At 70.5% G+C, this 13857-nt stretch carries 13 protein-coding genes; 7 read left to right on the top strand and 6 right to left on the bottom strand.

The features are described from left to right. A partial coding sequence (locus ABZS54_RS27505; protein ID WP_355541558.1) for a bifunctional lytic transglycosylase/C40 family peptidase occupies positions 1–1136 on the bottom strand: 1136 nt, incomplete at its 3' end. A 233-nt stretch (positions 1137–1369) separates the two neighbouring features. Here ABZS54_RS27505 and ABZS54_RS27510 point away from each other — a divergent pair. The 6 genes from ABZS54_RS27510 to ABZS54_RS27535 all read left to right on the top strand — a co-directional run bounded on the left by ABZS54_RS27510 (position 1370) and on the right by ABZS54_RS27535 (position 7490). After that, the gene (locus ABZS54_RS27510) at positions 1370–1690 is read left to right on the top strand and encodes a hypothetical protein (RefSeq protein ID WP_026218593.1); all 321 of its coding nucleotides are present in this window, start codon (positions 1370–1372) and stop codon (positions 1688–1690) included. A 315-nt stretch (positions 1691–2005) separates the two neighbouring features. After that, positions 2006–2815: a hypothetical protein gene (locus tag ABZS54_RS27515; RefSeq protein WP_355541561.1), complete on the top strand. Its 810-nt coding sequence runs from the start codon at positions 2006–2008 to the stop codon at positions 2813–2815. Continuing rightward, the gene (locus ABZS54_RS27520; protein ID WP_355541564.1) at positions 2805–4118 is read left to right on the top strand and encodes a hypothetical protein; all 1314 of its coding nucleotides are present in this window, start codon (positions 2805–2807) and stop codon (positions 4116–4118) included. Before ABZS54_RS27515 ends, ABZS54_RS27520 begins: the two co-directional genes overlap by 11 nt. Further along, a complete protein-coding gene (locus ABZS54_RS27525; protein ID WP_355541567.1) occupies positions 4118–5629 on the top strand; it encodes an SCO6880 family protein in 1512 nt (503 codons plus the stop codon). Before ABZS54_RS27520 ends, ABZS54_RS27525 begins: the two co-directional genes overlap by 1 nt. A 58-nt stretch (positions 5630–5687) precedes the next feature. Beyond that, positions 5688–7031 carry an ATP-binding protein gene (locus ABZS54_RS27530; RefSeq protein WP_355541641.1) on the top strand — a complete coding sequence of 448 codons (1344 nt, stop codon included), beginning with the start codon at positions 5688–5690 and terminating at the stop codon, positions 7029–7031. Then, complete coding sequence (locus ABZS54_RS27535; protein WP_355541570.1) at positions 7032–7490, top strand: hypothetical protein; 459 nt, start codon at positions 7032–7034, stop codon at positions 7488–7490. A gap of 210 nt (positions 7491–7700) precedes the next feature. On the opposite strand, the gene ABZS54_RS27540 is transcribed toward ABZS54_RS27535, so the two are convergent. From ABZS54_RS27540 to ABZS54_RS27555, 4 genes are all read right to left on the bottom strand, one after another. After that, entirely contained in the window at positions 7701–7967 is a 267-nt protein-coding gene (locus ABZS54_RS27540; protein ID WP_355541573.1) for a hypothetical protein, read from the bottom strand. A 122-nt stretch (positions 7968–8089) separates the two neighbouring features. Beyond that, positions 8090–9010, bottom strand: coding sequence for a DMT family transporter (locus ABZS54_RS27545; RefSeq protein ID WP_355541576.1), 921 nt, complete (start codon positions 9008–9010; stop codon positions 8090–8092). A gap of 234 nt (positions 9011–9244) precedes the next feature. Further along, complete coding sequence (locus ABZS54_RS27550) at positions 9245–9514, bottom strand: hypothetical protein (protein WP_355541579.1); 270 nt, start codon at positions 9512–9514, stop codon at positions 9245–9247. A 76-nt stretch (positions 9515–9590) separates the two neighbouring features. After that, positions 9591–10145 carry a MarR family transcriptional regulator gene (locus ABZS54_RS27555; RefSeq protein WP_355541582.1) on the bottom strand — a complete coding sequence of 185 codons (555 nt, stop codon included), beginning with the start codon at positions 10143–10145 and terminating at the stop codon, positions 9591–9593. A 378-nt stretch (positions 10146–10523) separates the two neighbouring features. Between ABZS54_RS27555 and ABZS54_RS27560 the strand changes: the two genes are divergently transcribed. After that, positions 10524–11792, top strand: a complete 1269-nt coding sequence (locus ABZS54_RS27560) for an MFS transporter (RefSeq protein ID WP_355541585.1) — start codon at positions 10524–10526, stop codon at positions 11790–11792. Positions 11793–12018: 226 nt separating this feature from the next. Here ABZS54_RS27560 and ABZS54_RS27565 read toward each other — a convergent pair whose 3' ends face one another. Continuing rightward, entirely contained in the window at positions 12019–13635 is a 1617-nt protein-coding gene (locus ABZS54_RS27565) for a SpoIIE family protein phosphatase (protein ID WP_355541588.1), read from the bottom strand. Between the last annotated feature and the right edge of the window lie 222 nt (positions 13636–13857).

The raw sequence follows: 13857 nt of genomic DNA on the forward strand, positions 1-13857 counted from the left end.
GCGCCGCCCGTCCGCGCGGTGCGCGGTTCGGCCGCGGCGGGCAGTCGGCTCGACACCTTCGAGCCCGCGGCGGTGGACCGACCGGGGTCGGCGGCCGGACTGCCCGCGCCCGAGTCGTTGTTGGCCGAACCGGGGCTGCGGTCCGGCAGCGACTTCGCCCCCTCGGGGGTGACCCGGGTCGCGCCGATGTAGTCCGGCTTGTCGATCGGGCCGAACTTGATCACCGTGCCGGTGTACGGCGCGTGGATCATCTGGCCGTTGCCGACGTACATCCCGACGTGGTGGATGCTGCGCGGGTCGCTCAGGTCGGTGGCGAAGAACACCAGGTCGCCCGGCAGCAGTTGGTCGCGCGAGGGGTGCCGGCCGGCGTTCCACTGGTCGTTGGCCACCCGGGGCAGCTTGATGCCCACGGTGTCGTAGGCGGCCTGGGTCAGCCCCGAACAGTCGAACCGGCCGCCGTCGGCCGCGGTGCCCTCGCCGCCCCACAGGTAGGGGGTGCCGAGCTTGGTCTGCGCCCAGTTGACCGCGCCCGCCGCGAGCGCCATCGGCTGCAACGGGGCCTGCACCACGCCGAAGCTCTGCTCCAGCGAGCGGATCGACTTCACGTAGTCCTGGGTCTGCGTGTACGGCGGGATGCCCTTGTACTGCATCACCCGGTACGCGCCCGCGTTGTACGCGGCGAGCATGTTGTTCGTCCGGTCGCCGGGCACCGAGGCGACATATTTGGCCAACGAACAGTCGTAGCGCGCGGCGGCCGGGATCGCGTCGGCGGGATCCCACGGGCTCGCCTTGCCGTCCCCGTTGCCGTCGGTGGCCCACTCGGGCCACGTGGTGGGCATGAACTGGGCGATGCCCTGGGCCCCGACGTTGCTCACCGCGTTCGGGTCGAAGCCGCTCTCCTGGTAGAGCTGCGCGGCCAGCAGCGCCGGCGAGATCTCCGGGCAGAGTCGTCCCCACTTGTCTATCGCCGCCGCGTACGCGGCCGGCACGGTGCCGGGCGCGAGCGCCATCGTGCCGCCGGCCCCGGTCTGGCTGCCGGACGCGGACTGCATCGCGCCGACGCCTACAGTGAGGAGACCGACCAGACCGAAGGGGATCGCGAATGCGATGCCACCGGCCACCCAGGCTTTGCGCATCGCAGGCCCCCCGATTCTCCGCGACCGGGACGGGTCGCGACGGATACTCCGAGCACATTGTGCGCGCCACGATTGCTCAGCGCAATCACCCGTGATACACACAGTGAGCAGGCACACTTGCCGAGGTGGTAGCCCGATCGGCTTCCCCACAGCACAATAAACGAACGACCCACTCCTCCTGTCGAATGTGACCGGAGGCAACCAAAAGCCCGACCTCGGGGGCGGTGAACAACGTGTTTCTTGGCGAAGGCAACGGCAACGGCAACGGCGACATCAATACGATCATCGGCGGCATAGCTCCGAACTGGGGCCCGTTCGCAAGGCTGGGCGGCGAAGCCCGGATCATGGTCGAGGTGATCATGGCCGTGGCCCTGCTGCTCTGCCTGGCCATTGCGATCTGGGGCGCGGCGAAGCAGCGCATAGGGGCCACCGCGATGCGCGACACGTTCAGCGCGGAGCAGGGCAAGGGCCTCATCATCGCCGGCTTGACCGGCGTCTTCATCATCGGATCGCTCGGGACGCTGTTCACGATTGTGTACGGAATGGCGATCTAGACCGATTCGCACCCTGCCGTCCCCAAGGTGGCGAATCCCGTGGTGTTTTGTCCCGGGCACGGCGCACTTCGGTGCGCCGTGCGCCCCGAAAACGGAATGCCCCATTCCGCATGCGAGGCAGAGCAGCAATTCCGGTCCCTTTACCGGACAATCGAGCCTGTGTTCACACGACAGCGCGGTGCCACCGAAATGACTTCCCGTCTGGGAAGATCGTTCCGGCTGCAACCGAACCCGGCGGCGCTCCGCCCCCGGGGACAGTGTTGTGCGCGCAGGTCGCCCGTATCTTCCGGCCTGCCGCGGTAAGGGGGACAGGCCATGAGCGACGAGGAACCCGCCACGCGTACCCGCCTGCCCAGACCCACCTCCTCACCGGAGAGTCAGGAGCCCAGGCGCAACCCCATACTGTCCGGGATCGGCGTCGTCGTGGTGATCGCCGTGGTCATCGTGTCCCTGTTGTTCGCCGCGAACCGCTCCGACGAGGACGGCGGCTCGACCGCCAAGGACGCCGGGCAGACCTCCGCGGCCGGCTCCGAGGGCCCCGGTGGACCGCCGCTGTCCGCCGCGCAGTTGCCCGAGCGCACCGAGTCGGGCGTGCCGGTCGGCTACCCGCAGACCGCGGAGGGCGCCCAGTCGGCCGCGGCCAACTTCGTCGTCGCGTACGGCTCGGACCGGATGTTCCGGGCCCAGCCGCGGGCCGCGATCATCACCGCGATCACCGACCCGGCGATCCGCGACGGTCTGCTCGCGCGCGTGGACCAGGCGTTCCGCGCGCAGACCACGACATTCGGCCTACAGCCCGACGGAAACCCGCCCAAGGGGCAGACCTTCGTTTGTCGGGCCGTTCCGATGGGCACCAAATCCGTTGTCTTCACGCCTGTTTCGGCAACGGTGGAGGTCTGGAGCGTGGGCGTGGTGGGCCTCGCCGGGCCCGGCTCCACCAAGCCGGTGGCCGAGGCGTGGAACACCACCACGATGAAGCTGTCCTGGGTGAGCGGCGACTGGAAGCTGGTCGAGTTCAGCCAGAAGGAGGGCCCGACGCCGATCTCCGGGCTGCAGGATCCGTCCAGCGCCAACGACATCGCCAAGGCCGACGGGGAGTTCGGGGAATTGCGCCATGCACGCTGACCGGGAACGCCGCAGCCTTCGCAACCGATTCCTGACCCTCGGCGGGACACTGGCCGCGGTTCAGGCCGTCGTCGTGCTCGGTGCCACCCGTGTGTGGGCCGAGCCCACACCCGGCGCCACGACACCGCCCGCTACCACGCCCGGCGCGACCGCACCCGCGAACAAGCCTGAGTGCGAACTGCTCACCGGCCCTGCGAAGGACATCTGCAACAACGGCGGCCCCGGCGCCCCGGGTACCGGCACACTGGGCACCGTCACCGACCCGCTCGGTTCGATCGCCAAGGGCTGTGCCGACGCGGCGACCTGGATCATCGACAAGCTGGCCGGCGCGGTCAACGACACCACCCAGGTGGACTTCACCAACCCCGGCTTCCTGCGCCAGTACGCGGTCGTGTTCGCCGCGTCCACGTTCCTGACCCTGATCCTGTGGATACTGGCCGTCACCAAGCGCGCCGTGCGCGGGGTCCCGATCGGCACCGCGATCAGCGAGGCGATCGGCTACCTGTGGCTCGCGGTGATCGCGTCGGCGTTCACCCCGCTGATCCTGTACTTGGCCGTCTCGATGACCGACGCGATCACCGCGGCCATCGCGACCGGCACCCAACAGGACACCAACAAGTTCCTCGGCGGCTTCTCCAAGGCGCTCGATCCCGCGAGCGATCTCGGCGGCGGGCCGGTGATGCTCATCTTCGTGTCGCTGCTCTCGATGGCCGCCGCAGCCGTGCTGTGGGTCGAACTCCTGGTGCGCGCGGCGATGTTGTACGTCGGCGCGATCCTGGGCACGGCGGTGTACTCGGGTCTGGTGGACAAGGCGATGTGGCACCACGTCCGGCGCTGGGCCGGGATCATGATCGCGGTGCTCCTCGCCAAGCCGGTGATCGTGATCGTGCTCGGGCTGGCCACGGCGGTCACCTCCGGCGGCAAGGACGACGCGTTCTCCTCGGTGCTCTCCGGCCTGGCGATCCTGTTCCTGTCCATCTTCGCCAGCGTGCTCATCTACCGATTCGTGCCCAGCATCGGCGACGACATGGCCGCGCTGCACAGCAGTCGCAAGGCGATGCAGTCGGCCGGTCCGGCCTCGATGGTCAACGGCCCGGCCACGTACATGAAGCAGGGCATCCAGGCACACGCCTCGCGGGGATCCACCGGTTCCGGCTCTGCCCCGGTGACCGCGAACGCCGTATCGTCGGGCATTGCGGCCCATGGCACCAGGGGCGGAGGTTCGGGCGGCGCCCCGACGCCGGCACCACCGCCTCCGGCCAATCCCGCGGCAACGCCTCACGCGAGGAACGGTAAAGAGTAATGACTACGCAACCGGTCGCCCGACGCCGGACCTTCCTGATCGGCAAGGCCAAACCCACGGCGGTCATCGGCAAGAACCGCGAGCCCGGCGAGATCTTCCTGATCATCGCGGCCGGCGGACTCGCGCTGCTGTGGGGCCTGTTGATGCCGATCCTGGTGATCCGCATCGCCGGCCTGGTCGGATTCCCGCTGCTCGCGTTCGCCGCCGTGTACATGCCGTACAAGAAGCGCACGTTCTACAAGTGGTGGGAGATCAACCGCACCTACAAGCGCACCATCAAGCGCGGCGCCACGTATCGGTCGGCGGTCACCGAGGCGGGCACCAAACTGACCGGGCAGGGCGTGGCGGTCGGCGCGCCGCCCGGGGTCGGTCGGGTGACCTGGTCGAGCGTGCCGTTCGGCCCGGACGAGCTGACCGTGCTGCTGCACCTGGAACGGCGCACGGTCACCGCCGCGATCGAGATCGAGGGCCCGGGCGTGGGGCTGCGCGACTCGGAGGACCAGGAGGCGCTGGTCGAGCGGTTCGGCACGCTGCTCAAGCACGTGGCCAACGGCGACGGCTTCGTCACCCGGCTCCAGGTGCTCGCCCGGACGCTGCCCGCCGACCCGGACGCGCACGCCAAGGACGTGGCCCGGCGCGGCGACCACAAGGCGCCGATGTGGGTGCAGGACTCCTACGAGCAGCTCCAGTCGATGGTGTCCACCTCGTCGGAGCAGCACCGCGCCTACCTGGTCGCGTGCATGCACTACACCCGCGAACTGGCCGCCGAGGCCAATGTGATGGGCAAGGGCGACAAGGGCATCGGCGTGGTGATGGCGCGTGAACTCACCGACGTGTGTGCCCGGTTGACCGAGGCGGACATCCGGGTCCGGCAGCCGCTGAACGAGACGCGGCTGGCCTCGCTGATCCACTCGATGTACGACCCCGAGCACCAGATCGACGCGTTCGAGGGCATGCAGGCGCGCTACGCGTGGCCCGCCGAGTTGGACGCGACGCACCCGAACTACCTGGAGGCCAAGACCCGCGAGTCGGACTCGGCCGAGCCGTGGTGCCACGCCACCGCGTGGATCAAGGAGTGGCCGCTGACCCCGGTCGGCGTCAACTTCCTGGCCCCGCTCCTGGTGCACACCCCGGACGTGATCCGAACCGTCGCGGTCACGATGGACCTGGAGCCCACCGACATCGCGATCGAGCGCATGCTCACCGAGAAGACCAACGACGACGCGGACGCGGCCCGCGCGGCCAAGATGAACCGTGTGGTCGACCCGCGCGACATGGCCCACACCGGCCGGGTCGACCAGCGCGGCGAGGACCTGGCGGGCGGCGCGGCGGGCGTGAACATCGTCGGCTACATCACGGTGTCCTCGCGCAATCCCGACCAACTCTCCCGGGACAAGCGCACCATCCGCGCGTCGGCGGGCAAGTGTTTCCTCAAGCTGGAGTGGTGCGACCGCGAGCAGCACCGCGCGTTCGTCAACACGCTGCCGTTCGCGACGGGTATTCGAAAGTGAGCGTCGGCGGTGTCACCGCCGCGGACGGGACGGATGGAGTGATCACGTGTCGGGTCTGATGTCCACGTTGACCCAGGGGTTCTCCGGCATCATCTTCGGCCGGGGCGAGACCCAGCGGCTGCCGGTGCGCACGTCCACCGGCCAGGCTCAGGCGGTCTACCTGCCCACGGCCGCGCCCGGGCTCGGCGACTCGGGCGTGATCATCGGCCGCGAGGTGTACTCGGGCAAGGGCTATATCTACGACCCGTTCCAGCTGTACGGCCAGCAACTGCCCGCGCCGCACTGGCTGGTCCTGGGCGAGTCCGGGAACGGCAAGTCGGCGCTGGAGAAGACCTACGTGCTGCGCCAGTTGCGTTTTCGCGACCGCCAGGTGGTGGTCCTGGACGCGCAGGGCGAGGACGGCGTCGGCGAGTGGAACCTGATCGCCGAGGCGCTGGGGGTCAAGCCGGTCCGGCTGGACCCCAACGACCTCTCCGGCGACGCGGTGCGGCTCAACCCGCTGGACCCGGCGATCGCGGTCACCGGCCAACTGGCGCTGCTGCGCACCATCATCGAGGTGGCGATGGGCCACTCGCTCCAGGAGCGGGCCGGCTACGCGCTCAAGGCCGCGCACACGCACGTAATGCGCACCGTGCACGGACGGCAGCCGATCCTCCCGGACATCGTCGAGGCATTGCGCAATCCGACCCCCGAGTCGTGCGAACTGCTGAGTCTGGACGTCAAGGACGTCCGGGTCTGGGGACTGGACGTGGCGCTGGTCCTGGACCGGCTCACCGACGGTGACCTCCAGGGCATGTTCGAGGGGCCGACCACGGACGGCATCGACCTGGACTCGCCGCTGATCATCTTCGACCTGTCGCACATCGACCGGAACTCGATCGCGATGCCGATCCTGATGGCGATCGTCGGCGTGTGGCTGGAGCACACCTGGATCCGGCCGGACCGGGTCAAGCGGATCTTCCTGGTCGAAGAGGCCTGGCACATCATCAACAGCCCTTTCGTGGCCCAGTTGTTCCAGCGCCTGCTCAAGTTCGGCCGGCGTCTGGGTCTGTCCTTCGTCGCGGTGGTCCACCACCTCTCCGACGTGGTGGACGGCGCGGCGGCCAAGGAGGCGTCGGCGATCCTGAAGATGGCCTCGACCAGAACCGTGTACATGCAGAAGGCGGACGAGGCACGCGCAACCGGAAAGGTGCTCGGACTGCCCCGGTGGGCGGTCGAGATCATTCCGACCCTGACCCCGGGCATCGCGGTCTGGGACGTCAACGGCAATGTGCAGGTGGTCAAGCACCTGATCACCGACACCGAGCGGCCGATGGTCTACACCGACCGCGCGATGACCGAGGACGCGGTGGAGGAACGAGTGCGTGCCGAGGCGGCGTTGGCCGACGATCCGGCGGCGTAGATGGGGTCCTACGCACGCCCGCCGCAGCCGCGCGAGCCCACGCCGGGTCGGGCGCCCTCGCAGGGCGTCCCGGACGGTCTGCTGATCGCGGGCCTGCTGCTGCTGATCGCGGGCACGGCGGTGATCTGGCTCGCCACCGGGCTGGCCGCGCTGGCGAGCGGCAAGGACTGGCCCGACGAAGTCACCTACCACCACTCGGCACTGGCGATGCGCTCGGTAATGGGCGACCCCGACGATCTGCCGCACGCGTGGCCGGACACCCCGCCCGGACAGTTGCCCTCCCCCACCGCGTTCTGGGTGTCGTTCGGCATCGTGGTGCTGATCCTGTTGGTCGCGGTGGGACGGGTGTTCTGGTGGTGGTTGCGCCGGGCGACGGCGAAGGCCGCGCGGGCGGCCGGCGCGGAATCGGCGGATTCATCTGCCCCGAAGCGGAATCAGCGGCTCCCGGATGGGGAATGATGCGCGTGCGCACCTCTGCCGAGGGGCGCCCCTGATCGTGGCCGGGCCTGGTCGCCGCGTGGCCGTACGGTGACCCGGCGATCGGCCCGACCCACCATGTTCGGGGCCGCATGGCCCTGTTGACTGCTCGGGCTTGCGGTGGGCCGTCGGTTCCGTAAGGTGGCCTCGAACGCCGGCCGGCCGGCTTGGGCCACCGTCGCGACGGATGGATCAGTCCGTCCACGTCATGCACTCTTCACAGCGGTAGGCGCGTGGGCCGGACTTGTATTCCACTTTGTCGGACTTGCGGTAGTACTTGCACGCGCGGTTCTTGCAGACGATCGGGTGGCCGTCGACCGCCTCGATCGGCAGGGGCATCGTGTCGTAAGTGCACGGCGTCGGCGGGAGCTTCTTGTAGTAGCCCCCGGTCGCCGGCAACGCGGTCGGGTCGAACGGCGAATAGGCGGCCCCGTCGGAGATCCCCTCGGACACGCTCATGCGCACCTCCTTCTGTGTGCCGGCCGGCTGTGCCGCCGTGTGCCGCACGCTAGCCGAGAATCGGGGAAGGAACGGGTGGTTCGGGACGGTTTCCGCCCGAAGGTTCGACGGGGCCGCGGGGATCAGCCGCGCGTGGGTGTGCCGGCGGCGCGGTGTTGCACGGCGATCGAAGCGAGCACCAGGACGCCGCCGAGCAGCCGTTCCGGGCCCAGCCGCTCGCCCTGGAGGAACGCGGCGAGCACGGTCGCGGTCAGCGGTTCGAGCAGCACCGCCACGATGCCGCCACCCACGTGCGCCCGGCCGAGCGCGGTGAAGTAGGCGACGTACGCCCCTGCGGTGGGCACCACGCCGAGGAAGAGCACCGCGCCCAGGATGTCGGCGCGCATCGGCACGGCCATCCCGACCACCAGCCCTGCGGGCAGCAACAGGCAGCCGCCGAACAGGAATCCGAGCCCGGTGATGGCGACCCGGTCGAGCGTGGGCAGGGCCGGCCGGGTGTCCAGGGTCAGCACCGCGAACCCGCCGGCGGCCACCAGCGCGAAGCCGATGCCCACGAGTGCGCCGCGTGCGCCGCCGGCGGGTGCGCCGAGCAGCAGGGCCAGGCCCAGAGCGGCCGCGGCCAGGCTCGCGATCGCGATCGGCCCGGGTCGGCGCCGCTCCAGCACGGCCGAGCCGGTGGTGACCAGGATGTGTACCGCGACCATGGTGGTGAGCGTGGCCAGGCTCACCGAAATGGCCGCCACGGCGGCGAAATACGCCGCCTGGAACACCGTGAACAGTGCGCCGACGCCTGCGATCCGGGCGAGTTCGGCCCGACTCGGGCGACGCACCCGCAGCCGCCCGGAGGCCAGCGCGTAGGCGGTGATGAACAGGCCACCGGCGAGTAGGCGATACGCCGCGACGGCCACCGGGTGCAGCCCGGCCCGAGCGGCCAACACCGAACCGGCGATCCCGCCGGTCCCCCACAGGACTCCGGCGAGGACGAACAGATCGAGCCCGGATCGGGTGTTCCGGGCAGCGCGCAGGAAGATACGAACAGACATGCGAAAGCTCCGACTTCGACGCCTACAGGGCAACGTCGGAGCGGGGCGGCACCCGGTTCGGGCCAAGCCGAGCAGGGGTCGCGACCCGGGACTACCGGATCGGACCCGGGGGCACCCCGCTCAGTGGCGGGGCGGCGGGCAGATGGCCCAGTCGTGGTGCATGGACGACACCCTAGTCGGAGCTCGGTGCCGCGGGTCCGGTTTTCGGACCGGCGGCGGCCTCGCCGGTCCGGGTCAGACCCATTCCAGGAGGCGGGCCGCGTGTGCCCGCACGGGGCACGGTTCGGGCACGCCGCAGTCACACCCGCCGGTGTCGACCGGCCGGTGTCGGATCAGCGTGCGGGTAACCACCATGCGGTAGTCGAGCAGCGAGTCCTCGACCGGGCGCGGGCCCCTCGGGCGAGGCGCGCGCAGGATGCGCGGGGCCGGCCTGGACAGGCCCGCGGGCAGCGGTCGGTCCAGCCGCTCGATGTCCGTGCGTTGCCTCGGAATGCGCACTCGCATGTGTCCGGTCCCCTTCTCGTCCGGTGTCCCGCCGTGGCGATGCACCCGAGCGTGGCAGCGCTCGGGGCCCGCCGGTTCACTCCGTGTCCAGACGCCCGCCCGCGTCCGGCTGGGATTCCTCGACCCGCGCCAGCATGCCGCGCAGGCCGGCCGCGAGCGCCTGCCGCTCGGCCGGACCCAGGTCCTGGAGCAGACCGGCCTCGAAGACCGCGGCCTCGCGGACCACGCGCAGCCACACGTCCCGACCCGTGGTGGTCAACTCGACGATCACCCGCACCCGGTTCTGCTCGTCCCGGGTTCGGGTGACCAGGTCCTCGGCGACCATCCGGTCCAGCCGGTGGGTCATCGCCGCGGGAGTCAGGCCCAGCCGGCGGGCCAAGTCGCCGGGGCTGAGTCGGTAGGGGCGGCCGACCAGCACCAGGGCCTTGAGCACCTCCCACTCGGCGTTGGTGATGCCCAGCGCGGTGAGTTGACGGCCGTACGCGACGCTCATTCGGCGGTTGAGCTTGGACAGCGCCGCCACGATCGTCTCGACCTGCGGGTCCACCTCGGGGAATTCGCGCTGGAAGACGGCGAGGTATTCCTCGATGTCGCCTTCGTCCGCTGTTGCCTGCTCGGCCCCCTCTGTCATGCCGGGAAGTATCCCACCTCGCGCCCGCTCGATCGTCGCCCTCGTGTTCCTTGCCCCACCGACGCCGTCAAGCATTGGACGGCAACGCTATAGATCCGTATAGTTTAGCTCTGAAGTCTTCAGACTTGAGGACTCGGACTCATCGGATCAGGCACGGCAACGACGCCGGCGTGGGCCCGGGCATCCGCCCGGCCGCCCCCGGCGCGCCCGCCTCGACGCGGATACAGGCGATCACCTCGCCGGACTCGGGCATGCCCGGGAACCGGTACGGGTCGGGTCGGCCGCTTTCGCGCGCTTTCGGATGCCCGAGCCCTGTCTGCGGACCGATCCCCGCGGGCCGGAGCGGCCGGCCCGCGCGACCGGTAGTCGGGGAGGTGTGTGGTGGCGACCCAAGGCGCTCTGCGTCGGATCCAGCTCGGCAACGCGCTCAGTGCGTTCGGCAGCGGTTTCACGGTGCCGTTCCTGTTCGTATACGTGACGCGGGTGCGAAACCTGTCGGCCGGTCAGGCCGGCCTGATGTTCAGCGTGCTCGCCATCGCCGCGCTGTGCGCACTCCCGATGGTCGGTCCGGCGATCGACCGGCGCGGGCCCCGCCCGGTGGTCGCGGTCGGTTCGGTGGTGGCCGCACTCGGCGCGCTGACCCTGGGCCTGGCCCGCGGCGAGGCGCTGGTCATGGTGGGCGCCGCGCTGCTCGGGGCCGGCGTGGCCGCGATCCAGCCCGCGCTGGCGACGATGATCGTGCGGTGTACGACGGCGCGCACCCGCGCTCGCGCGTTCGCGCTCCAGTTCACCTTCAACAACCTGGGCCTGGGCATCGGCGGGCTGATCGGCGGCATGATCGTCGACCCGTCGCGGCCGGCCAGCTTCACCCTGCTGTTCGCCGTCGAGACCGCGATGTTCCTGGTGCTCGGCGCGGTGTGCGGCACGGTCCGGCTGCCGGCGGTGCCGGCCGCTGCGGCCGGGACAGTGCCAGGCGCGGGCTTTCGGCATCTGCTGAAGAACCGCGCGATGGTCCGGCTGTGTGTGGTCAGCGCGGTCATCTTCTTCACCTGCTACGGCCAGTTCGAGTCGGGCCTGGCCGCGTTCGCGACCGAGGTCAGCCGGATCTCGCCGAGCATGCTGGGCGTCGCGCTCGCGGCCAACACCGCGGTGATCGTGCTCGGTCAGCTCACCGTCCTGCGGATCACCCAGCGCCGCCGGCGCAGCACGGTGATCGCGGCCACCGGCCTGGTCTGGCTGCTCGCCTGGATCGTGACCGCGCTGTCCGGCCTGATGCACGACGACAAGGCCGCGGCGGCGGTCACCATCATCACCACGTTCGCGCTGCTCGGCGTGGGCGAGTCGCTGCTCGCGCCGACCCTGGGACCGATGGTCGCGGACCTGGCGCCCGCGCACCTGCTCGGGCAGTACAACGCGGCCCAGTCACTGGTGAAGCAGCTCGCGATGGCAGCGGGGCCGGCCTTCGCCGGCGTCATGGTCGGCGCCGGCCTGTACGGCCCGTACCTGGCCGCCCTGATGGCCTGCTCGGTACTGATCACCATCCTCGGCATCCGCATGCGCCACACCCTGAACCCGACCCAAAACGGAGTCGTCATCGCCGAGTCGACCCCGTCCCACCACCCCACCCCCCAAGCCCTGACCGCCTGACCAACCGCCGGCCGCCCCTCAAGGCCAACCCAAGCCAAGCCAAGGCCGGACAAACCCAAACCAGCCCGGCCGACACGTGAGGCCAAGTAGCCCGGCCGACACGTGAGGCCAAGTAGCCCGGCCGACACGTGAGGCCAAGTAGCCCGGCCGGCGCTTGAGGCCAAGTAGCCCGGCCGGCGCTTGAGGCCAAGTAGCCCGGCCGGCGCTTGAGGCCAAAAAAGCCCGGTCAACCCAACGGGAACTCGCACCAGACCGTTTTGCCCTCGTCGGTAAGCCGACTACCCCACGACTTGGCAATCGTCGCCACGATCGCCACCCCACGCCCGCTTTCGTCGTCGGCCGCCGCCCGTCGCCGACGGGGCACGTGGTCGTCCGCGTCGGAGACCTCGACGATCAGCCGCTTGTCGGTGCGCCGAAGGCGCAACCGCATCGGCGCGGCGCCGTGGGTGAGCGCGTTCGCCACGAACTCGCTGACCGCGAGCACGCCCATCTCGCGCAGTTCCTCACCGACCTGCCAACTGGCCAGCACTCCCGAGGTGAACGCCCGCCCGCGCGCGGCCACCTCGCTGCCGCCCAGCAGATCCAGCGACGCGGTCCGGAACAGCCGGGCCTGGGCACCCTCGCGGCGCGGCAGTTGCAGCACCAGCATCGCCATGTCGTCGTCGTGTTCCTCGGGCAACTGCATGTGCGCGATGAGGTGGTCGCGGACCGCCTCGGGTTCGCCCGCCGACGACAGCAGCGCGGCGCCCAGCGTGTCGATGCCCTCGTCCAGGTCCTCGCCGCGGCGTTCGACCAGGCCGTCCGTGTACAGCACCACGGTCGAGCCCGGGTCCAGGGTGATCCGACCGGAGGTGTGCGGCCAACTCGCGCCGGTACCCAGCGGCGGCCCGTTCGCGTCGTCGAGCTTGTGGATCACGTCCTCGCCGTCGCGAACCAGCGGCGGTAGGTGGCCCGCCGTCGAGTAGGTCAGCACGCCCTCGCCCGGGTCGTACACCGCGTAGGCGCACGTGGCGATCTGGGTCGCGTCGATCTCCATCGCGGTCTCGTCGAGCAGTTGCAGGATCTCGTGTGGCGGCAGGTCCAGGCGCGCGTACGCCCGTACCGCCGTGCGCAGTTGGCCCATCACCGCCGCGGCGCGCACACCCCGGCCCATCACGTCGCCGATCACCAGCGCGGTACGCCCCGCGCCCAGGGTGATCACGTCGTACCAGTCGCCGCCGACCGCGGCGTCGGTGCCGCCGGGCAGGTACTTGGCGGCCACGATCAGATCGTCGGGGTTCTCCAACCGCTGCGGCAGCAGGCTGCGTTGCAGGGTGACCGCAGCCTGCCGGTGCCGCCGCTCGCTCTCCCGCAGCCGGTCGGTGGCCTGGACCTGGTCGGTGACGTCGACCGCGAAGACCAGGACGCCGCGGGTGTCGCCGCCGCGGCCGGCCGCCTCGGGGCGGACCGGTGTGCACACGAACGTGTAGTAGCCGTGCCTGCGCTCGCTCTCCGGCATGCCGGGGTAGGTCTCGCCGCGGTGATCGACCCGACGGGCCCGCACGGTTCGCCCGCGCCCGGTTCGATAGACCTGATCCATCAGCGTCAGCAGCCCGTGCTCGGCGAGTTCGGGCAACGCGTCCCGGGCCGGGACACCCGACCTGCGCGCGCCGAAGACCGCCCGGTAGGCGTCGTTGACGTAACACAGCTCGTGATTCGACCCTCGGGTGACCGCGATCAGCGCGGGGGCGTGGGCCAGCACGTCGCGCAACGGGAAGGTGTCGTTCGATTCCTGGCTGCGTGCCGCCGGCACCGAGCGCCGCCGGTCACCGGCCAGCCGGGCGCCCCACCGAGTGATGTTCAACCGCTCGCTTCCTGGAGAGTTCGTTCACGCAAAGCGCATGGAGGTTTACCGCAGGTGACATCACCAGTGTGGGCGAAAGTCGGCCGTGAGGGAATCACGTCCCGTGACCGGGCCTCCGTTCGGGGTACCACAGGAGTGCGCTGTGGCAATGTACGGGACCCGGTCGCGGCCCACTCGGCCCTCGGGCAACGCTTCAGCCTACGAGCCCCTCCGCCGGTCGTG

Source organism: Embleya sp. NPDC005575 (assembly GCF_040605455.1).
GTDB lineage: Bacteria > Actinomycetota > Actinomycetes > Streptomycetales > Streptomycetaceae > Embleya.